The organism is Streptomyces scopuliridis (assembly GCF_042790125.1).
In the GTDB taxonomy this organism is placed as follows: domain Bacteria; phylum Actinomycetota; class Actinomycetes; order Streptomycetales; family Streptomycetaceae; genus Streptomyces; species Streptomyces scopuliridis_A.
In genome coordinates this window covers 275,276-294,727 of sequence record NZ_JBHTZS010000011.1, presented here as the reverse complement: position 1 = coordinate 294,727, position 19,452 = coordinate 275,276, and the positions used below count along the sequence as shown (strand labels likewise).

Annotated in this window: 18 protein-coding genes and 1 pseudogene; 9 read left to right on the top strand and 10 right to left on the bottom strand. The window is 69.7% G+C overall.

Annotation, left to right across the window (positions count from 1 at the left end; translation table 11 throughout):
- Positions 1-184 precede the first annotated feature (184 nt).
- The 5 genes from ACFRKB_RS19840 (at position 185) to ACFRKB_RS19820 (ending at position 4,410) form a co-directional block, all read left to right on the top strand.
- Complete coding sequence (locus ACFRKB_RS19840; protein ID WP_383107325.1) at positions 185-661, top strand: hypothetical protein; 477 nt, start codon at positions 185-187, stop codon at positions 659-661.
- A gap of 30 nt (positions 662-691) precedes the next feature.
- Positions 692-1,753 (top strand): peptidoglycan-binding protein, encoded by a 1,062-nt coding sequence (locus ACFRKB_RS19835; protein WP_383107324.1) that lies wholly within the window; start codon positions 692-694, stop codon positions 1,751-1,753.
- Positions 1,750-2,475: an ABC transporter ATP-binding protein gene (locus ACFRKB_RS19830; RefSeq protein ID WP_383107322.1), complete on the top strand. Its 726-nt coding sequence runs from the start codon at positions 1,750-1,752 to the stop codon at positions 2,473-2,475. The genes ACFRKB_RS19835 and ACFRKB_RS19830 overlap by 4 nt, the downstream gene beginning before the upstream one ends.
- Positions 2,472-3,689 (top strand): ABC transporter permease, encoded by a 1,218-nt coding sequence (locus tag ACFRKB_RS19825; RefSeq protein WP_383107321.1) that lies wholly within the window; start codon positions 2,472-2,474, stop codon positions 3,687-3,689. The genes ACFRKB_RS19830 and ACFRKB_RS19825 overlap by 4 nt, the downstream gene beginning before the upstream one ends.
- A gap of 148 nt (positions 3,690-3,837) precedes the next feature.
- Positions 3,838-4,410, top strand: a complete 573-nt coding sequence (locus ACFRKB_RS19820; RefSeq protein WP_383107319.1) for a hypothetical protein — start codon at positions 3,838-3,840, stop codon at positions 4,408-4,410.
- A gap of 130 nt (positions 4,411-4,540) precedes the next feature.
- Here the strand turns inward: ACFRKB_RS19820 and rraA are convergent, their stop codons facing one another.
- Positions 4,541-5,032 carry a ribonuclease E activity regulator RraA gene (gene rraA / locus ACFRKB_RS19815; RefSeq protein WP_383107318.1) on the bottom strand — a complete coding sequence of 164 codons (492 nt, stop codon included), beginning with the start codon at positions 5,030-5,032 and terminating at the stop codon, positions 4,541-4,543.
- Positions 5,033-5,353: 321 nt separating this feature from the next.
- Here rraA and ACFRKB_RS19810 point away from each other — a divergent pair.
- Positions 5,354-6,391, top strand: a pseudogene (locus ACFRKB_RS19810) (endo-1,4-beta-xylanase); the annotation flags it as partial.
- A 94-nt stretch (positions 6,392-6,485) separates the two neighbouring features.
- Here ACFRKB_RS19810 and ACFRKB_RS19805 read toward each other — a convergent pair.
- The 3 genes from ACFRKB_RS19805 to ACFRKB_RS19795 form a co-directional block, all read right to left on the bottom strand.
- On the bottom strand, positions 6,486-7,823 hold the full coding sequence (locus tag ACFRKB_RS19805) for an enolase C-terminal domain-like protein (RefSeq protein WP_383107316.1): 1,338 nt from the start codon (positions 7,821-7,823) through the stop codon (positions 6,486-6,488).
- A gap of 114 nt (positions 7,824-7,937) precedes the next feature.
- Positions 7,938-9,275: a gluconate:H+ symporter gene (locus ACFRKB_RS19800; RefSeq protein WP_383107315.1), complete on the bottom strand. Its 1,338-nt coding sequence runs from the start codon at positions 9,273-9,275 to the stop codon at positions 7,938-7,940.
- A 213-nt stretch (positions 9,276-9,488) separates the two neighbouring features.
- On the bottom strand, positions 9,489-10,481 hold the full coding sequence (locus ACFRKB_RS19795) for an LLM class flavin-dependent oxidoreductase (protein WP_383107313.1): 993 nt from the start codon (positions 10,479-10,481) through the stop codon (positions 9,489-9,491).
- Between the two features lie 188 nt (positions 10,482-10,669).
- Here ACFRKB_RS19795 and ACFRKB_RS19790 point away from each other — a divergent pair, with 188 nt between their 5' ends.
- On the top strand, positions 10,670-10,843 hold the full coding sequence (locus ACFRKB_RS19790; protein ID WP_383107312.1) for a hypothetical protein: 174 nt from the start codon (positions 10,670-10,672) through the stop codon (positions 10,841-10,843).
- 151 nt (positions 10,844-10,994) lie between these two features.
- Here the strand turns inward: ACFRKB_RS19790 and ACFRKB_RS19785 are convergent, their stop codons facing one another.
- From ACFRKB_RS19785 to ACFRKB_RS19775, 3 genes are all read right to left on the bottom strand, one after another.
- The gene (locus tag ACFRKB_RS19785) at positions 10,995-11,522 is read right to left on the bottom strand and encodes a DUF4142 domain-containing protein (RefSeq protein ID WP_383107311.1); all 528 of its coding nucleotides are present in this window, start codon (positions 11,520-11,522) and stop codon (positions 10,995-10,997) included.
- Between the two features lie 227 nt (positions 11,523-11,749).
- Complete coding sequence (locus ACFRKB_RS19780; RefSeq protein ID WP_383107310.1) at positions 11,750-12,502, bottom strand: SDR family NAD(P)-dependent oxidoreductase; 753 nt, start codon at positions 12,500-12,502, stop codon at positions 11,750-11,752.
- Positions 12,503-12,599: 97 nt separating this feature from the next.
- Entirely contained in the window at positions 12,600-13,031 is a 432-nt protein-coding gene (locus ACFRKB_RS19775) for an Rrf2 family transcriptional regulator (RefSeq protein WP_383107309.1), read from the bottom strand.
- A 260-nt stretch (positions 13,032-13,291) separates the two neighbouring features.
- Here ACFRKB_RS19775 and ACFRKB_RS19770 point away from each other — a divergent pair, with 260 nt between their 5' ends.
- Positions 13,292-14,767: a short-chain fatty acid transporter gene (locus ACFRKB_RS19770; RefSeq protein ID WP_383107308.1), complete on the top strand. Its 1,476-nt coding sequence runs from the start codon at positions 13,292-13,294 to the stop codon at positions 14,765-14,767.
- Between the two features lie 41 nt (positions 14,768-14,808).
- Here ACFRKB_RS19770 and ACFRKB_RS19765 read toward each other — a convergent pair whose 3' ends face one another.
- On the bottom strand, positions 14,809-15,765 hold the full coding sequence (locus ACFRKB_RS19765; protein ID WP_383107306.1) for a hypothetical protein: 957 nt from the start codon (positions 15,763-15,765) through the stop codon (positions 14,809-14,811).
- A gap of 230 nt (positions 15,766-15,995) precedes the next feature.
- Here ACFRKB_RS19765 and ACFRKB_RS19760 point away from each other — a divergent pair, with 230 nt between their 5' ends.
- Positions 15,996-18,035, top strand: a complete 2,040-nt coding sequence (locus tag ACFRKB_RS19760) for an ATP-binding protein (RefSeq protein WP_383107350.1) — start codon at positions 15,996-15,998, stop codon at positions 18,033-18,035.
- Between the two features lie 68 nt (positions 18,036-18,103).
- Here the strand turns inward: ACFRKB_RS19760 and ACFRKB_RS19755 are convergent, their stop codons facing one another.
- Both ACFRKB_RS19755 and ACFRKB_RS19750 read right to left on the bottom strand, forming a co-directional pair.
- Positions 18,104-18,715: a hypothetical protein gene (locus tag ACFRKB_RS19755; RefSeq protein ID WP_383107305.1), complete on the bottom strand. Its 612-nt coding sequence runs from the start codon at positions 18,713-18,715 to the stop codon at positions 18,104-18,106.
- Between the two features lie 152 nt (positions 18,716-18,867).
- Positions 18,868-19,302 (bottom strand): subtilase-type protease inhibitor, encoded by a 435-nt coding sequence (locus ACFRKB_RS19750; RefSeq protein WP_383107304.1) that lies wholly within the window; start codon positions 19,300-19,302, stop codon positions 18,868-18,870.
- Positions 19,303-19,452: the final 150 nt, after the last annotated feature.

The following is a 19,452-nucleotide window of genomic DNA, read 5'->3' as shown; positions in this document are numbered from 1 at the left end:
GGGTGGGGGGGCCCTCCCCCCCTCTTGGGCGCCGCCCCCCCCCACGCCTGGACACCTGCGTACCGGTGCGTACCGGAGGAACACCTTTCACGGGTGTTACAGCTCCGGTGAAAGCGATGTAACACGCACTGCTGTCAATGTCTCCCCGGCACACTCAAACGCCGGCCCACTCGGGAGACAGATCATGCAGATGAAGAAGAAGATCCAGATGGCCACGGCTTGTTCGGTGACGGCGCTCGCGCTGTTCCTGACGGGATGCTCGGGCGGCTCCGACAGCCAGGGCTCGTCCGGCGGCGGTACGGGCCAGAGCGCGGCTGACGAGAAGCGGGCGAAGGCCAATGACTGTCTGCGCAAGAAGGGCGCGGAGGTCACGGAGCCGAAGCAGGGCCAGATGGGGCAGATCAATCCGGGGAAGCTGTCGCAGGACGAACTCGCCCAGGCCATGAAGGACTGCGAAGTGGGCGGTGGCAGTGCCGGGGCCACCATGAGCCAGGAGCAGAAGGACAAGATGCTGGCCTACGCCGCGTGCATGCGCAAGGAGGGCGTCGACTTCCCGGATCCGGAGTTCGAGGGTGGGGCGGCCAAGCTCCCGCAGATTCCCCAGAGCGATCAGGCCGCGTTCGCCGCGGCTGACAAGGTCTGCGCGGCGAAGAACGGCTGACGCCCACCACGGCGAGGAAAGGCACCCTGCATGAAACACAAGAAGTTCCTGCTCACCCTGGGGGCGACGGCGCTGGTCGCGGCGGGGGGAGCGGTGGCGGTCACGATGCCCGCTGATTCCGGGTCGCGGTCGGAGGCGGAGCAGGTGTCCGTGCCTACTGCGACGGCCGGTGTCACGAAGGGTGATCTGGTGACGTCGGACAGGGCGAAGGGGACTCTGGGGTTTTCGGCTGAGCGGAAGATCTCTGCTGGGGGTCAGGGGGTGGTGACGTGGTTGCCGGGTGGGGGCAAGACCATCGGGCGTGACGGGAAGCTGTACGAGGTCGATGGTTCTGCTGTGTTCCTCATGTACGGGCAGACGCCTGCTTACCGGGTGCTGGAGCTGGGTGATGAGGGGGAGGATGTGCGGCAGCTCAAGGCCAACCTGATCGCGCTGGGGTTCGGGTCGGGTCTGGCGGCCGATGACGAGTTCACCGAGGGCACCGTGCGCGGTGTGAAAGCCTGGCAGAAGAGCCATGACTTGAAGGAGACGGGGAAGATCGGGCCGGAGAGTGTCGCTTTCGCGCCGGCTGCTGTACGTGTGCAGGACGCCGAGGTGACGGTGGGCGGGCGTGTGGCGCCGGGGGCGGGGGTGCTGACCACGACGAGTTCGGAGCGGGTGGTGCAGTTCGATCTGGAGGTGGCGAAGGCCGGCAGGTACAAGTCGGGTGACGCGGTGACGGTCGAGCTGCCGGACGGGTCCAGGGCGAAGGGCCGGATCAGTGCGATCGGGCGTACGGCGCGGACGGATGAGCAGTCCGCGGACAAGGAGCCGGTGATCAAGGTGACGGTGGAGTTCGACGCGCCGGACAAGGTCGCCGGTGTCGACAAGGCGCCGGTCACGGTGCTGCTGACCGGTGAGCGGCGTGACGATGTGCTGTCCGTACCCGTGGAGGCGTTGCTGGCGGTGGACGGGGGTGGTTTCGGTGTCCGGGTGGTGGAGGCCGGCCGGGCGCGGGATGTGCGGGTGAAGCTCGGTATCTTCGCCAACGGCCGGGTCGAGGTCTCGGGCGGGGGCCTGCGCGAGGGCATGAAGGTGGGGGTCCCGGCATGACCGTCACAGACTCCCTCCCGGAGCACGCGGAGACGGTCGCCGAGCTGTGCGGTGTGACCAAGGAGTATCCGGGCGGTGTCACAGCGCTGGGAGGTGTGGACCTGAGCATCCGGGCCGGTGAACTCCTCGCCATCGTCGGCCCGTCCGGTTCCGGCAAGTCCACACTCCTGCACATCCTCGGCACACTCGACCGGCCCACGGCCGGCACGGTGGGTATCGCGGGTCATGACGTGGGGCGGCTGGGTGACCGGCAGCTGTCCGCCCTGCGCGCCCGCCATATCGGCTTCATCTTCCAGGCATTCCACCTGGTGCCCAGCGCCACCGCACTGGGCAATGTCACCGAAGGACTGCGCTACTCCGGCCTGCCCCCGGCCGAACGCCGCCGCCGCGCCGCGACCGCCCTGGAGCGGGTGGGGCTGGCGGATCGTATGGGTCATCGGCCGCATGAGCTGTCGGGCGGGCAGAAGCAGCGTGTGGCGATCGCGCGGGCGGTGGCCGGGGAGCCGGAGCTGCTGCTGGCCGACGAGCCGACCGGGGCGCTGGACTCGGTGTCCGGGGACGCGGTGATGGAGCTGCTGCGTGAGCTGAACGCGGACGGTGCGACGATCGCCGTGATCACGCATGACCGGGAGCTGGCCGGGGCGTTGCCGCGGCAGGTGCGTATCCGGGACGGGCAGGTCGTCGAGGACATGGTGCGCAAGAGTCCGGCGGGTGTGCGGTGACGGGCGTAGGCCGTCGTGGGCGACGGCTGGTTCCTGCCCGGCTGGGGCTGCGGGATGTCGCCCAGGTGGGTTCGGCGGGGCTGCGGGGCCGGCCGGTACGCGTGGTGCTCTCGGCGCTGGGCATCGCGATCGGGATCGCGACGATGATCGCCGTGGTCGGGATCTCCGCGTCCAGCAAGGCCAAACTGATGCAGGACCTGGACCGGCTCGGCACCAACATGCTGGTCGTCACACCGGGCCAGTCCATGTTCGGCGACCAGGAAGTCAAACTCCCCAAGAGCGCGCCGGCCATGGTCAGCCGGATCGACGGTGTGGAACACGTCGCCGCGACCGGCAGCATCGGCAACGTCAACGTCTACCGCTCCGAACACATCCCCAAGGAACAGACCGGAGGCATCGAGGTCGCCGCCGCCACCGCGGGCCTGAAGGACACACTGCGCGGGACCATGGCGGCGGGCACCTGGTTCAACGGTGCCACCGGCTCCTACCCCTCCGTGGTCCTGGGGCACGCCGCGGCCCGGCGTCTGGGGATCACCGAGCCGGGACAGCGTGTCCGGGTGGGCGAGGAGTACTACACCGTCCTGGGCATCCTCAACCCCCTGCCCCTCGCACCCGAGATCGACAACACCGCCCTGGTCGGCTGGAAGGCCGGGCAGGAACTCCTCGGCTTCGACGGCCACCCGACATCGCTGTATGAGCGGTCGGCCGATGACAGGGTCGAGCGGGTACGGGAGTTGCTGGCGCGCACGGTCAATCCCGAGGCGCCGCACGAGGTGGAGGTGTCCAATCCGTCGGCGGCCCTGGAGGCCAAGACGGCGTCCGAGGGGGCCTTTTCCAGTCTGCTGCTGGGGCTGGGCGGGGTCGCGTTGCTGGTCGGCGGGGTCGGGATCGCCAACACCATGATCATCTCCGTGCTGGAACGCAAACACGAGATCGGCCTGCGGCGCTCGTTCGGCGCCACCCGCGGGCAGATACGGCTCCAGTTCGTCACCGAATCCCTGATGCTCTCCGGACTCGGCGGCCTGTCCGGAGTCATCCTCGGAGCAGCGGCCACCTACATCTACGCCAACCTCTCCGCGATGCCGTGGACGATACCCCCCTGGGCCATGGCAGGCGGCCTCGGCGCCACCCTCGTCATCGGCACCATCGCCGGACTCTACCCCGCGGTCCGCGCATCCAAAATGTCCCCGACACTCGCCCTCCACGCCTCGTAGAACCGTGCACATCTCGCGCAGGGCCCACCTGGCCCGTCCTCGAACAGAGAGGACGGGCCAGGTGGCGGCCAAGCCAAGGGAGACGGTGGACGTGTGTCATGTGCCGTCTCCTGTGGTGTGTGCAACTGCCGTGCCAGTATGATTCGTTGTGACCAAGACACAGACCGCAGACGGTGGTCGAGAAGCCGGCGTGAGACACACGCTCGGATTGACGGTGCCACTGGCGGCTCTGGCGCTGCTGACCGGATGCGGCGGTTCCGCGGCCCATATCTGCACCCTGATGGACTCGCCCGCCGGGATCCGGGTCGAGGTCCACCCGGAACTGGCGAACGCAGTCGCCGACGCGACCCTTACGGCCTGCTGGGACGGCACATGCCGGCAGCGCACGCTCCGGCTTCGGGAGACCTACTCGGAAGAATCGCCGACGCCAGGAAACCCCGTGATGACGACGGAATCCCCCACCACCCCGGAAACCCCGGCAGCGAGAGCCCCACAGACGCCCAAGCCTTTCAACTGGCCCGGCTTCGTGTTACTGCCCGACCTCCCGGGAAAGCCGATACACGTCAGGCTGGTGTTCAGGAACCAGCAGGGCGCCACCGTGCTCGACCGCCCTATCACTGTCACGCCGCAACTCACCTATCCCAACGGCCGCGACTGCTCACCGGGCGGCCACCAGGGACGTCTGAAAGTCACGGGAGAGGGATCACTGGTTCCACGCTGATGGTGTCGGCTCCACAACGGACTTGGGCAGGTGTGCCCCTGGACCGCCCGCGTCCTCAGGACCGGCCGTCCGCCGGCCCCGAGCGCAGCAGTGCGGTGCGGACGGTGTCGTCCCGACGTGGTCCGTGTGGTCAGGTGTTCTCGGGGAGGAGCGCGATGCCGTCGTCGTCGGCGTGCAGGATGTCGCCGGGGTGGAAGGTGACGTTGCCAAGGGTGACGGGGACGTCGACGGCTCCGGCGCCGTCCTTGGCGCTCTTGCGGGGAATGGTGCCCAGCGCCTTGATGCCGAGCCGGAGACCGGAGAGGGCGACGCTGTCACGGACGGCGCCGTGCAGGACGAGGCCGGCCCAGCCGTTGGACTGGGCGGCGCCGGCGATGAGGTCGCCGACCAGGGCGGTACGCAGGGAACCGCCGCCGTCGACGACGAGGACATGGCCGTCGCCCGGGGTACGCAGCAGATCGCGCAGCAGGCCGTTGTCCTCGTGGCAGGAGACGGTGCGTACGGGGCCGGCGAAGCCGCGGTGCGCGCCGAACTGGCGGAACTGCAGGTCGCAGACGCGCAGTTCGGTGCCGTACTGGTCGACGAGGTCGGCTGTGGGGACGGGGGTGAGGCGCTGGGTCACGGGGGATTTCCTTCGCTCGGGGCCTGCCGCCGGCGTCACTTGAGCCAACGGGTGCGAGGGGTATTGACGCTTCCGCCGGGGCTTCTATCATCCCACTTGCCCGAAGCGCCGGTCTCCGTTCGGTACGTCGAACGCGCGGCTCTCGAACCGCGACCGATCCGACGCGGTCTGTGCACATCATGGCACCGAGCAGGTCAGTCAGGCAGTTCCGCATGTCGTTCCTCAGGACCCTTGGCGGTTCAGGGGTTTTTGTCGAAACGATTCACACCCGCACACCAGCACCGCACATCCGCACCCGCATCCGACCGTACGAGGAGAGCCATGAATCCACGCATGCGACGCACTCGGTCCCGCGTCTCGGTGTTAGGTCTGCTGACCGCCTCCGCGCTGCTGGCGACCGGGGTCGCTGCCGCCGCTCCCGCGCCCGCCGCCGAGGTCGCGCCGATCCAGGCGAGCACACTGGGAGCCCAGGCAGCCCAGTCCGGACGGTACTTCGGAACCGCGGTGGCGGCCGGCAAGCTGGGCGACGGAACGTACGCGACGATCCTGGACCGGGAGTTCAACTCGGTCACGCCCGAGAACGAGATGAAGTGGGACACCATCGAGCGGTCCCGTGGCTCGTTCAACTTCGTTCCCGCCGACCAGATCGTCGACCGCGCCTTGACGCGCGGCCAGCGCCTGCGTGGTCACACGCTGGTCTGGCACTCCCAACTGCCCAGCTGGGTCAGCTCCCTCACGGACGCGAACACACTGCGCGACGTGATGAACAACCACATCAGCACGGTGATGAACCACTACAAGGGCAAGGTCCAGGCCTGGGACGTGGTCAACGAGGCATTCGCCGACGGCGGCAGCGGCCAGCACCGCCCCTCGGTGTTCCAGAACCTGCTCGGCGACGGCTTCATCGAACAGGCCTTCCGCACCGCGCGGACGGCGGACCCGGCGGCCAAGCTCTGCTACAACGACTACAACATCGAGAACTGGAGCGACGCCAAAACCCAGGGCGTGTACCGCATGGTGCGCGACTTCAAGGCACGCGGTGTGCCCATCGACTGTGTCGGCTTCCAGGCGCACTTCGGCACCGGCGGCCCGCCGGCCACCTTCCAGACGACACTGTCGAGCTTCGCCGCCCTCGGTGTGGACGTACAGATCACCGAACTCGACATCGCCCAGGCGCCGACGACCGCGTACGCGAACACCGTCCGGGCGTGCATGAACGTCTCGCGGTGCACCGGGATCACCGTGTGGGGAATCCGCGACATCGACTCCTGGCGCAGCGGTGAGAACCCGCTGCTGTTCGATCGCGACGGCAACAAGAAACCGGCCTACGCGGCGACGTTGGGCGCCCTCGGCGGTAGCGCGGTCCGATGACGGACGGGCCGAGGTGTACGGCGGCGCCGAGGCCGAACGTGTCCTGTGACGCCTCCTGTTGGCATCGCGTCACCCGACCGCATCACGTCCACTCACGCACGAGACAGGGGCGTTTGCTGTCGAACTTCCAGTCGGGGACGAGGTAGCGCATCCCGATCGCGTCGTCACGCGCCCCCAGTGCCTTCTCCCGGTACAAGGCGTGTGCCGCGAGCAGGCGGTCCATGTCGATCCGGACTCCCAGACCGGGGGCGTCCGGTAGGGCGATCTCGCCGTCGATGATGCGGGGCGGGGCGGTGGTCAGCCGCTCCCGTCCTTCCTGCCAGATCCAGTGTGTGTCCAGGGCGTTGTACTCACCCGGGGCGGCGGCTCCGCAGTGGGTCACCATGGCCAGGGAGATGTCGAAGTGGTTGTTCGAGTGGCATCCCCAGGTCAGGCCCATCGCATTGCAGAGCTGAGCCACTCGCACCGAGCCCTGCATGGTCCAGAAGTGCGGGTCGGCCAGCGGGATGGACACCGACTGGAGGGCCAGGGCGTGGGTCATCTGGCGCCAGTCGGTCGCGATCATGTTGGTCGCTGTGGGGAGGCCGGTGGCGCGCCGGAACTCGGCCAGGATCTCGCGTCCCGAGTAGCCGCCTTCCGCTCCGCAGGGGTCCTCGGCGTACGCGAGCGTACCGACCAGGGGCCGGCACAGCTCGACTGCCTCGCGCAGCGACCACGCGCCGTTGGGGTCGAGCGTGATACGGGCTCGGGGGAAGCGTTCCTTGAGCGCGCGTACGGCCTTGACCTCCTCGCATCCCTCCAGGACGCCGCCCTTGAGCTTGAAGTCGCGGAAGCCGTAAAGGTCGTAGGCGGCTTCGGCCTGGCGGACGATCGCCTCGGGTGACAGGGCCTCTTCGTGCCGGATCCGGTACCAGTCCACGGCGGAGTCGGGATCGCGGACGTACTCCAGGTCGGTGCGGTCGGGGTCACCGACGTAGAACAGATAGCCGAGGACCCGCACGGAGTCGCGCTGCTGCCCGTCGCCCAGGAGCGCCGCGACGGGCACGTCGAGGTGCTGTCCCAGGAGGTCGAGCAGCGCCGACTCGACGGCGGTGACGGCGTGGACAGTGGTACGCAGGTCGAAGGTCTGGTCGCCCCGTCCGCCGGAGTCGCGGCCCGCGAACCGGTCCCCGATCTCGCGCAGGACGCGCTTGTAGTCGCCCACCTTCGCGCCGACGACAAGGGGCTCGGCATCACGCAGCGTCTGGGTGATCTTCTCTCCGCCCGGTACTTCTCCCAGCCCCGTACGTCCCTCGGAGTCCTTGAGGACCACCACGTTGCGGGTGAAGTAGGGACCGTGTGCGCCGGAGAGGTTGAGCTCCATGCTGTCCCGTCCGGCGACCGGGTAGACGGAGAACGCGGTGATGGTCGGCCGGCTCATGACCGGGTACCTCCGGGTGTGCGGCGGCTGTTCGCCGCGATGACTGTCAGTGGCATGGGGACGGCGGGTCCGATTCTCATCAGGATGCGATCCGTTGCGAGGTGATCAGAGGTTTCAGAGGTTGAGGACGTCGAGCGCCCACTCGACCGCCAGCACGCCGCCCAGACCGAGGACCGCGAGCACCGTCGTGTAGGTGGTGCGGGCTTTGATCGCGTCGATGACCGACAGGTTGAAGTACTCCTTGAACATCCAGAATCCGGGGTCGTTCACATGGGAGAAGGCGATCGACCCGCACGAGACGGCAAGGACCATGAGCTCGGGATGGACCCCACTGCCCGCCAGGAGCGGCAGCACCACGCCCGAGGCCGTGACGACGGCGACCGTCGCCGACCCGAGAGCCACGCGGAGGATGACCGCGATGAGCCACGCCAGGATGATCGGCGAGACGGACCAGCCGTGTGTGAGGTCCTTGATGTAGTCGGAGATACCGCCGTCGACGAGGACTTGCTTGAAGGCGCCGCCGGCGCCGATCACCAGGAGGATCATCGCCATCGCCTGCGCCGCCGAGGTGCAGGACGCGCTGACGTCCGTCAGGCTGCGGCCGATCCGCGGTCCGAACGCCCAGACCGCCAGGAGCAGCGTCAGCAGGAGCGCGATCGGTGCCGCGCCGATGAAGGCGATGAAGTGCAGGAACGGGTTCGAACCGGATACGGCCATGTCGGTCACCGCGGCGCCCGCGATCAGCACCACGGGGAAGAGGGCCACGGACAGCGACCAGCCCATGCCGGGCATCTCCTCGTCGGCGAACACCCGCTCACTGACCAGCCCTTTGGGAAGGGAGGGGTTCATCGCCCTGACGAAAGGAAGACGCGGCCACACCAGGGCGATGAGCGCACCGATCGGGACGGCGATGAACAGGCCGTAGAACAGGGTCAGTCCGGCGGAGGCGTGGAAGGTCGCGGCCACGGCGGTGGGGCCGGGGTGGGGCGGGAGGAAACTGTGCATGGTGGACAGGGCGATCGACATCGGCAGCCCGACCCACAGCAGATTCGCCCCGGTGACCCGGACGATGGTGAACGCGACGGGCACGATGATGACGAAGGCGACCTCGTAGAACATGGTGACGCCGATGAGCATCGCCGTCACCACCATGGCCACCTGGACCCATCGTGGGCCGAAGGCGTCGAGGAGCTTGCCGGCTATGCGCTGTGCGGCGCCGGAATCCCCCATGACGCGGCCGACCATGGCACCGAGCCCGATGGTGAGCATCGTGTCCCCGATCTGGCCCCCGATGCCGTCCGAGAGGACGTCCGGGATCTCCGCCACCGGAATCCCCTGGACCAGCCCGACCCCGACCGCGACGAGCAGGAGGGCGGCGAAGCCGTTCAGTCTCAGCTTGGTCATGAGGAAGAGCAGAACCAGAACGCTGATCCCGACCACGAGCAGAGGCATGTCAGTCCCCCTTGAAAATCCCGTCCCTATACGAAGATGGCGTCCATGTATGGGAATGGAGGCTAGGCTCGTGAACCCGGTGGGGTCAATGGGTGCGGCTGAACGAGGCGTCCTTCAGGCAGTGTTGGCGCATCTGATCGCCGAGGCGGTTGCTTGTGCGGGGCGCGTGGCACTCGGCGTCTCCCGCCTCCTCGCACCGGCGCGCTCGTGCCGTTACGTCAGCCCCAGCACACGCGCCAGCCGGGTGTACGAGTCGAGCAGCGCCTCGCGGTCGTAGGTGCTGGTCGTGACCAGGAATTCGTCGGCCTCGCTGCGCGCCAGGAGCTTCTGGAGGCCGGCCGCCACCTCGTCCTCGGTGCCGTACAGTTGCCCGCGTCGCGCCTCCTCGAACAATGTGCGCTCGCGCTCCGTCATGGCGGTGGCGAGAATCGTGTCGACCGAGGCCAGGGGCGGGAACTCTCCGTGGGTACGGGAGTACGCCGTCGACCAGGCTTCCGGGAGCAGCAGCGCGCGAGCCTCCCGTGTGGTGTCCGCCACCGCGACCGTGCCGGACAGCACGACGTACGGCCGCTCGCCCCAGGCGGAGGGGCGGAAGTCGCGGCGGTACTCCTCGATGGCCCGGAGCATCGCGTCCTCACCCCGTACGGCGGCGATGACCAGCGGCAGTCCTGCCTCCGCCGCGACCCGCGCGCCCTGCCCGGTGGCCAGGACGAAGACGGGGACCCGCAGCCCCTCGGCGGGGTGGGCGTGGACCTGGGGGTGTGCGGTCTGGGTGCCGGTGAAGTAGCCCAGGAGTTCGGCGAGTTGTCCGGGGAAGTCGGCCGCGTCCTGTTTGTCCCGGCCGAGTGCCTTGCGTATCCCGTCGGTGAACCCCACCGACCGCCCGAGACCCATGTCGATACGGCCGGGAAAGAGGGATTCCAATACCCCGAACTGTTCGGCGACAACGAGTGGTTGGTGGTTCGGCAGCATCACACCGCCGGTTCCGACGCGGATCGTCGACGTGGCGGCGGCCACGGCCGCCGCGAGTACGGTCGGAGCCGAGCCGGCGACGCCCGGTACGCCGTGGTGCTCGGAGACCCAGAAGCGGTGATAGCCGAGGGCCTCGATCCGCCGGCCGAACGCGACGCTGTCGCGCAGCGCCTGCGGACCGTCCGACCCCTCCCGGATACGGGAGCGGTCCAGCACGGAGAAGGGAACAGTCACTGCGATACTCACACCTGGTGCAACAACCGAGCCGTACGAGGATTCCCTCGCGATCCGTGACCCGTGACCCGCGATCCGTGACTCGTGCCCCATGACCCGCGACCGGCCTGCCGGAATCGTATGAAACCCCGCCCCCGGCACGGGTCGGCCGCTAGGTTGGCGTCCATGTTCCACACTTGGGGGCCGTCATGAGAGCGTTCTGGACCGTCCTGGCCATCCTCTTCGCGGCCCTCGCCGTCGGAACCCTCGTCCCGCTCTATGAGGAAGCCGGAGACGGTGCGTCGATCGGGATCGGCGACATCGCCATCGCCGCGGTGCTCGCCACCCTGGCCTGGGCCAGCTGGAAGAGCGCCCGACGCTGAAGCGCCTGCCGGCACGGTCGTGGGGCCCGCACGACAGAAGGCCGCAGGGCCGTCGTCGTCTGCCCTGCGGCCCGTGCCGTCCGCCGCGGTGGGCGACCAGGTCCCCGAGGCCGCCACCGGTCTCCGCCCGGTTCGCCGATCCCCGCGGGGATCAAGACCGTTTGATGCGCGCCTCGCAGGCGCGGATCAGTCGCAGGTGCCTCGCCACTACGGGGCGTGCCGCCCGCGCGGCCGCCTTGACCTGGGCGTTGCTTCCGTCGGCGGTCTCGCGGTCGATCAGGGCCAGCGTGTCCTCGCGGCTCTTGGTCTCGGTGGTCAGCCAGTTGGTGTCGTACGCGCTCGTACCCACGTTGGCCTGCATGGCGGTCATCGTCTTCGTCTGCGCGGAGGAGGGCGCGGACGACAGCGTGACGTGCAGTTTGCTCGCCAGCGCCTTGACGCCGACGTCCAGCTTCGTGTGGTCGCGCACCAGCGTGGCGCCGACCGGCTTCACGCAAGCCGCCGTGGCGTTCTTGCGTGCGCTCTGTCCGGCCGCGATCTCCGCCAGGTTGCTCTGGTGAATCGCCTTCAGGAATGACGCGTCGTCGGCGGCCGGGGCCGCCGCGTACGCGGCAGGCGCGGACAGGCCGGCCAGCGCCGCCAGCATCGTGGCGGCGGCTATGCGTCGCACAGCGATCATCTGCGTTGCTCCCTTCGCCCGGCCCGGATCGCGCACAGGTCAGGCGTCGGACCGGTCGCTGGACGGGCACGCGGGTCGGTGCCCGAGCCCATGCATTCCCGTGCGGAGCGGACCGGTCACACAATCGCATCTCGATCACGCGAATGGCTGTCCAGTGCGCCGACCCCGCTTCGGCGGCCCCGCAGTGCGTGGCGGCGCGCTTCGGCGCGGCGGAGAACGCGTACGGCTCAGATCTGGGCGAGGCCGCCGTCGACGAAGAGTTCCGCGCCGGTGGTGAAGGAGCTCTGGTCCGAGGCGAGGAAGACGGCCATGGCGGCGACCTCGTCCGGGCGGCCGATCCTGCCCATCGGGATCTGGGCCGTGAAGCTCTCCATGAGCTTCTGCTTGGCCTGCGTGTTGTCGCCCGCCAGGCCCTCGATGCCGGGGGTCTCGATCGGCCCCGGGGCGAGGGCGTTGACGCGGATCCCGCGGCCGGCGAGCTCCGCGGCCCAGGTGCGGGCGAGGTTGCGGATCGCGGCCTTGGTGGCGCTGTAGACGCTCATCGCCTCGATGCCGAGCGAGGCGTTGGTGGAGGAGAGCACGATCACGGACGCGCCGTCGGGCAGCAGCGGCAGGGCCTTCTGGACGGTGAAGATCAGCCCCTTGACGTTGATGTCGAAGGTTGTGGCGTACTGCTCCTCGGTGATCTTCCCGAGCCGTGCGAGCCCGCCGCCGCCCGCGTTGGCGACCACGACGTCCAGGCGCCCGCTGCGGGTCCCGATCGTCTCGAAGAGGGTGTCGAGATCCGGCAGGTTCGACACATCGCTCTGTACGCCGACGGCCCGTTCCCCGATGGTTTCCACGGCGGCGTCCAGTTCGGCCTTGCGCCGTCCGGTCAGATAGACGGTGGCGCCTTCTTCGGCGAACCGGCGTGCGGTGGCGAACCCGATGCCCGTCGAGCCGCCGGTCACGAGGGCCACCTTGTTTTCCAGCTGTCCCATGACATCCATCCTTGAGGTAATGAGTTTTGTTACATTAAAGAGTGCGAAAAGCCCTATGCGCACGCACCCCTGGCGCGACGCGCCGAAAGCACCTCTCCTAGCGTGCGGCCAGCACGTCCCGGAGGACATCGGCCAGCGTGGTGCGGGCCAGTTCATCGCGCAGGACGACATCGATTCCGTCGTACACACTCTGCATCGTCGGCCGGATCCCGAAACCCACCGGACAGTCCAGGTTCGGTTCCGTGCGGTGCATGGCGAACAGGGGGCTGGGCTCCACGGCGTCGTAGACGTCCAGCAGCGTGATGGCTTCGAGCTCGCGCGTCAGAGTCCAGCCCGCGCCCGCGCCGCGCCGCGATTCGACGATCCCGGCCTCGCGCAGCTCTCCGAGCAGACGCCGGATGACCACGGGGTTGGTGTTCACGCTTCCCGCGATCTGCTCCGAGGTGGCGATCTCGTGCCCCTGGCGCCGGTTGAGTTCTATCCAGGTCAGTGCGTGGGCCGCGATCGTCAGCCTGCTGTTCGCGCTCACTCGTCCTTCACCTCCCGCGCCCTCCCGTACGTGCCGCGCGTACCTTTCATGCCCCAATAGTCGCAACAGTAGGTGTTACGACAAGGGTCGTCAATCGTCGTCGAAGTTCTTTCACCACATGATGTGGCCGCACGCTATGTGGATCACCTCCATTGTCTTCCGGTCAGGAGCGGCCGAAGATCCTCGGCACCGCACACCTGGCCCCATGGACTCGGGTCCCCGGACCGCGGTGGCCAGGACGCTCGACAGGAGGACACCCGATGACCACAGCGCCCCCGCGGGAGCCGGCCCCACCGACCGGCAAGGAGCCCTGGCCGGCGCGCATGGCGCTGCGCTTCACCGCGTTCTCCGAGAGATGGCTGCCCGACGCGCTGGGCTTCGTGCTGGTGGGTACGTTCGCGGTCTTCGCGCTCGGTCTCCTGACCGGCGAGGATCTGTTCGGCGCCCCGTCGGATCCGGCGGCGACGACCGGGTACGGACTGGTGGACGCGTGGGGCCAGGGCTTCTGGTCGCTGATCACCTTCACGCTCCAGATGGCGATGATCATTATCGCCGGGTACGCGGTCGCGGTCTCACCGCCGGTGGGGCGGCTCATCGGCCGGCTCGCGCGGGTTCCCCGTACCCCGCGCGGAGCCATCGCGTACACCGCGGCCATCGCGATGGTGACGTCCTATCTGAACTGGGCCTTCAGCCTGATCTTCACGGCGATACTCGCCAAGGAGATCGCACGCAGGGTGCCGGGCGTCGACTACCGGGCCCTGGGCGCGATGGCTTTCCTCGGGCTCGGCACCGTATGGGCCCAGGGCCTGTCCGGGTCCGCGGCGCTCCAGGTGGCCAGCGAGGCGTCGAGTCCGCCCGCCGTGCAGAAGGTCATCGAGGAGGGGCGCGGCAGCGGTCTCATCCCCCTCACGGACACCATCTTCCTCTGGCAGGGCATGGTGGCCACGGCGATCGTGTTCGTCGTCGCCGTCGGTATGGCGTGGTTCCTGTCGCCGTCGCCGGAGCGCGCGAAGACCGCCGAGGAGATGGGCGTCGAGCTGGGCCCCAGTGTCGCGGAGGGACGTGCCGAGCTGCGCCGCGGCCGGCCGGGGGAGTGGATCGAGTACAGCCCCGTCTTCGCGATCCTGCTGTTCGCGCTCGGAGTCTGGTACCTGGCACGGCACTTCGCCCGCGCGGAGGGCAGCGCGCTCAACGCCCTGGATCTGAACACCGTCAACCTCATCCTCATCCTGCTGGCGCTCATCCTGCACTGGCGTCCGGTGCGGCTGGCCCAGGCGGTCAAGGAGGGCACACCGGCGGCTTCCGGCGTGCTGCTCCAATTCCCGCTGTACGGCGGGATCTTCGGGATGATCGCCTTCACCGGGCTGAGCAAGACCATCGCGGGCTGGCTGGTGTCGGTGTCGAACGAGTTCTTCTACCCGGCCCTCATCGCCGTCTACAGCTGTGTGCTCGGTGTCTTCGTCCCCAGCGGCGGCAGCAAGTGGGTCATCGAGGCGCCCTACGTCCTGGACGCGGCCAACCAACTCCACGTGAACCAGGGCTGGGTGGTCGTCGTGTACGACCTCGGTGAGGCGAGCGCCAATCTGCTCCAGCCGTTCTGGATGCTGCCCACGCTGACGATCCTCGGGCTCAAGGCACGCGACATCATGGGCTACACCTTCGCGATGTTCCTGGTGTGCTTCCCGGTCGTGCTGATCCTCGTCACGCTGTTCGCCCGTACGCTCTCCTTCCCCTGAGCGGCGGTGCCCGGCCGTACCGGCGGGCGGGCGCGGCGGCGTCAGGTCGTGAACCCCGCGTGCACATGGTCGTGATGGGTGTTGTCGGTGAAGAACTGACCGGGCGCGCCTCCGGACGGCCGGACCGGCCCGCCGACGTTGTACGAACCGGCCGCCGCCGCGTCCCGCATGAACGACTCGACCAGCCGGCGCGAGGTGGCCGGATCGACGACCGCGTGCCCGTCGATCTGCCAGACGTCGAATGCCCGGCCGCGCGGATGGTCACTGGGTCTGCTGGTGCCGAAGACATTCAGCGGATGGCCGGAGCGCACCACACTGATGTACATCCGGTACGTACCGGCCAGCCGCAGCAGCGCGCCCAGCACGCTCGTATGAACCTTCCCGCTGCGGATGTCCGCCTCGGCGGCGGGCGGCAGCAGGATCCGTGGCTCGGCCAGGACCCGCCGCGCCGCGTCGGGCAGCGAAGCGGCGGCGGCGCCGGGCCGCGCCGGATGCAGCGCGGTCACGTCCCAGCGTGGCCGCGCCCGGCTCAGCCGTACGTCGACGGTCGTGCCGCCCGCGTGCCCCGGCGTCCACTGCCGGCACACCACCAGCACGCTGGCCGAATCCGCCAGGATCCCGCCGTACTGCGCGTCGATCACCTGGAGGGCGGCCTCGGGCGCGCGGGGCAGCAGCGGCCCCGCCTGATCCACCAGCGACGGCTCCGCTCCGAGCGCGGCCACCCGCTTCTTCGCCGCCGCCGCGCCGCCCCGGCCGGGGGCCCAGGCGCCGATCGCCTCCACGACCCGCACGGCGCGCAGCTTCACGGCGGGGTCGATATCGCCCCGGTCGGGCCTCCAGGGCGCGGTCGCCGGCAAGGAGGCGGACGGTGCGGGCGAGCCGGACCGGGACGCCGAGACGGACGCGGGCGCGGACGGGGGGCCCGAGCACCCCGCCGTTCCCATCAGCAGCCCGCCCGTTCCCAGCAGCAGCGCCCGCCGGCCGAGTGGCTGTCCCATGCTCCACCTCGTTCGTCTCCCCGGCTCTCCGCCTGCCTCCAGCCTGCGGGGGTGGGCGCCACCGCGCACGCGGGCTGTGGCGAACGCGGCACCGGACGATCACCGGAATTGCCCACGCGTGCCCGAACGTGTGGATAGTTGATTGTTCTGGGCCCACTCCCGGCCGATTCTGGCCGTTTCCGACCAGGGGTGTAGGCCACGCACCGCAACAGGGCCAGGATATAGCCGTGGTGGGCAACCTTCCCGTCGTGACGACCAGTTTCGTTGGGCGCATCAGCGAGCTGGGCTGGATCGAACGGGCACTCGCGGAGCACCAGTTGGTCACGCTCACGGGCAGTGGTGGCGTGGGCAAGAGCCGACTGGCGCTGCGTGCTGCCGAGCGGGCGGGCGGCCTGTTCCCGGATGGGGTGTGGTGGGCGGATCTGTCGCCGTTGTACGACGAGAGGCTGCTGCTGGGGACGGTGTGCGATGCCGTCGGACTGTCGGATCATTCGCTGCGGTCGCCGGTGGAGGCGTTGTGCGAGTGGCTGGCGGAGCGGCGGTTGCTGCTGGTACTGGACTGCTGCGAACGGACCGTGGCCGCGGTCGGGCATCTGGTCGGGGAGCTGCTGACCGCCGCGCCGGGACTGACCGTGCTGGCCACGAGCCGGCAGCCGCTCGGCGCGAGGGGCGAGCACTGCCTCGACGTACTGCCGCTGCCCCTGGAGGGCGATGACGAGGCGCTACGGCTCTTCCGTGACCGGGCGGCCCGTACCGCGCCCCAGGTGTCCCTGGACGAACCGGGCACGGCCGCGGCGGCGGTCCGCATCTGTCACCGCCTCGAAGGCATTCCGCTGGCCGTCGAACTGGCCTGTGCCCGGCTGGCCGATCACTCCGTCGAGCAGGTCGCCGATCTGCTGACCAGCCGGCTGGATGTCCTGACCGATGACACGGTCTGGCCCCGCCGCCACCGCGCGCTGCGTACGGCCATCGGCTGGAGCCACGAGCTGTGCGCGCCTCTGGAGCGGCTGCTCTGGGCCAGGCTCTCCGTCTTCCGCGGTGACATCGAGGCGGACGACGCGCGCGCCGTCTGCACCGGCGGGCCCCTGACCCCCGACGCGGTCACCACCGCGCTGGCCGGACTCACCGCCAAATCCGTGCTGCGCCAGGACGACGGCGGCGACGGCCGTTACCGCATGCTGGACACGATCCGTGAATACGGCGCCCTGTGGCTGGGCGAGCTGGGCGAGGAGCGGCTCCTCGCCGACCGGCACGCGGCCCACTTCGCCGGGCTGGCGCGCCGGGCCCACGCCGGCTGGCTCGGCCCGGAACAGGTCGCCTGGTACCGGCGTATCGCCGAGACCCACGCCGATCTGTGCGCGGCCATCGACCATCTCCTCGAACACGACCCCGAACAGGGCGTGGAGATGGCGGGCCGCACCGGGCTCTTCTGGAGCTGCTGCGGCCACCTCCACCAGGCTCGCGGCTGTCTGGAACGCGCGCTGCGCCTCCACCCCGCCGGAGGACAGCACCGCACCCGCGCCCTCTGGGCCCTCGGTATCACCCTCGCGCTCCAGGGCGACCATGAGGCCGCCCGCCGGGTCGGCGAGGAGTGCAGCGTCTCGGCCTGGCACGACAACGATCCGGAATCCCTGCTCTCCGCGGCCCACCTCGTCGGCTTCAACTGCCTGATGATGGGCCGCCCCCTGGCCGCGCACACCGTCTGCGACCGCGCGCTGCGCAATCTGCCGGGCGACCCGCTCGATGCCCCGTCGCAGCTGCGCTGCCGGGTGATAAGGCTCTTCGCGCTCACCGCCCTCGGCCGGCTGGACGACGCGCGTGAGGAGGCCGCCGGGCTGCAACGGCTCAGCCTGCGCTACGGAGAGCGCTGGGCGCGCGCCTACGCCGATCACCAACTCGCCTTCATACACCTCCTCCAGGGCCGCCCGCGCGATGCCGAGAGCCATGCGCGCGCGATGCTCGCGGGCAAGTACGAGTTGCACGACAGCCTCGGGATCGCGCTCGGTCTCGATCTCCTCGCCGGAGCGATCGCGGTCCAGGGCGACGGTGTGGAGGCGGCCCGTACGTACGGCACGGGACACGCGTACTGGCGCATGATCGGCCATCCCCATCGCGGCTCCCCCGAACTCGGCGCGCTCCGCGAGGAGTGGGAGCGGCGGGCACGCGAGGCGGCGGGCGACCCCGCCTATGAGAGGGCGTACGACCGGGGGCTGGCCGACGACGCCAGGAGCGGGCTCGTCCGCGCGCTCCAGGGCCATCTGCCCTCGTAGAGCCCCCGGCACCGGCCGGCCGGACGGGCCGGCCATGCCGCGACGGGCCCCCCGCGCCACGGCTGCGGTCAGGGCTGGAGTGTCGTGGACCAGGCGGCGGTGACGGCCTCGTAGGCGGTCTGTCCCGTCTCGTCCAGCGTCCGCGTCGTCCGCGTCTGCCCGTCGGCCATGACGACCGCCAGCGTCCGTACCGCGAAGGTGTCCAACTCAAGGACCGCCACCACGCGTTCGAGCTGGGAGACCAGGCAGCGCGGTGAGCGCGGCGGGTCGCCCCACTCGGCGCCGGCCTGTCCGACGAGGTCCAGGAGCCCTTCGGTGCCCGGCTCGTCGTCGAGTGCGCGGTGCAGCCGGGTGAGGACCTCCCACAACGCGTCCAGATCCGCCGACTCCACCACCAGGGCGTGCACGGTCGGCTGTGGTGTGCCCGTGGGGGAGAGCAGGGGGTCGAGACCGTCACCGGCGCCCGCCGGGAGCAGGGAGACGACGCGGTCGCACGCGGTCGCGGCCTCCGCGTAGGGCCCCGCGGGGAGTTCCCACGGGTCGTCGTCCAGGGCGGAGGCCGCCGCCAGATGATCGAGCAGCCGGTCCCCGACGGTCCGCAGATCGCGCAGCCAGTTCTTGTCGTCGGGCAGCACACACCACCGTCGGCCCGGCCCCACTGTTCTCGTGCTCTCGTTCATTCGTCCAGCGTTCCAGCACCGGGCCTCCGTCCGCAGGCACTTGCCCGCGCCTGGCGGAGAACGTACGCACCCACCGGACGCACCGGATGTACGGCACGTCCCGGCCGGAGGCCCGGCGCCGGGTTCAGCGGCTCGCGCGGGACACGGTCAGGTCAGAAGGCGAACACCGTGCCGCTGCCGCTGTCTCTCGCACACGGGTTGCCGAAGGTGTGCGCGTACGAGAAGCGCTTGCCCTCCCAGACGCCGTCGGCCGTGACGGTCACCGGGTTCCACTCCCTGCTGCAGAAGGTCTGCGGGGCCGGCGTCGTGATGGTGTCCAGCCGGCCCTGGGCGGCCCGCAGTTCGGCGCAGGCGCCGGCCGGGTCGGGGTGCGTGCCACTGGCCTGGGGCGCGCAGCTGAGAGTCACCGCGCGCTGCACCGTCCCGGTCGTGGCGTTGTCGCCTCCGGTGACACTGAGCACGAGGGCCGAGGGGGCGTACAGGCCCCCGGCCACGGCCTGTTCGGCGCTCGCCGTAGCCGTGCCCGGCAGCGCTGTGAGAGCCAGTGTGGTGGCCGCGAGCGCCAGACCTGTTGCGATGGACCGCATTTCAAACACTCCTTGTGTCGAGGTTCGGTAAAACACCGGCAGTCTTGCCCCTTTCGACGCCGGGTGGGTGATCTGCCCGTCATTTTCGGTCGCTCCATGTGATGGTATGAGTGCAGCTCGTGGTCATGGGGCGAGGTTTGACCTGTGGGG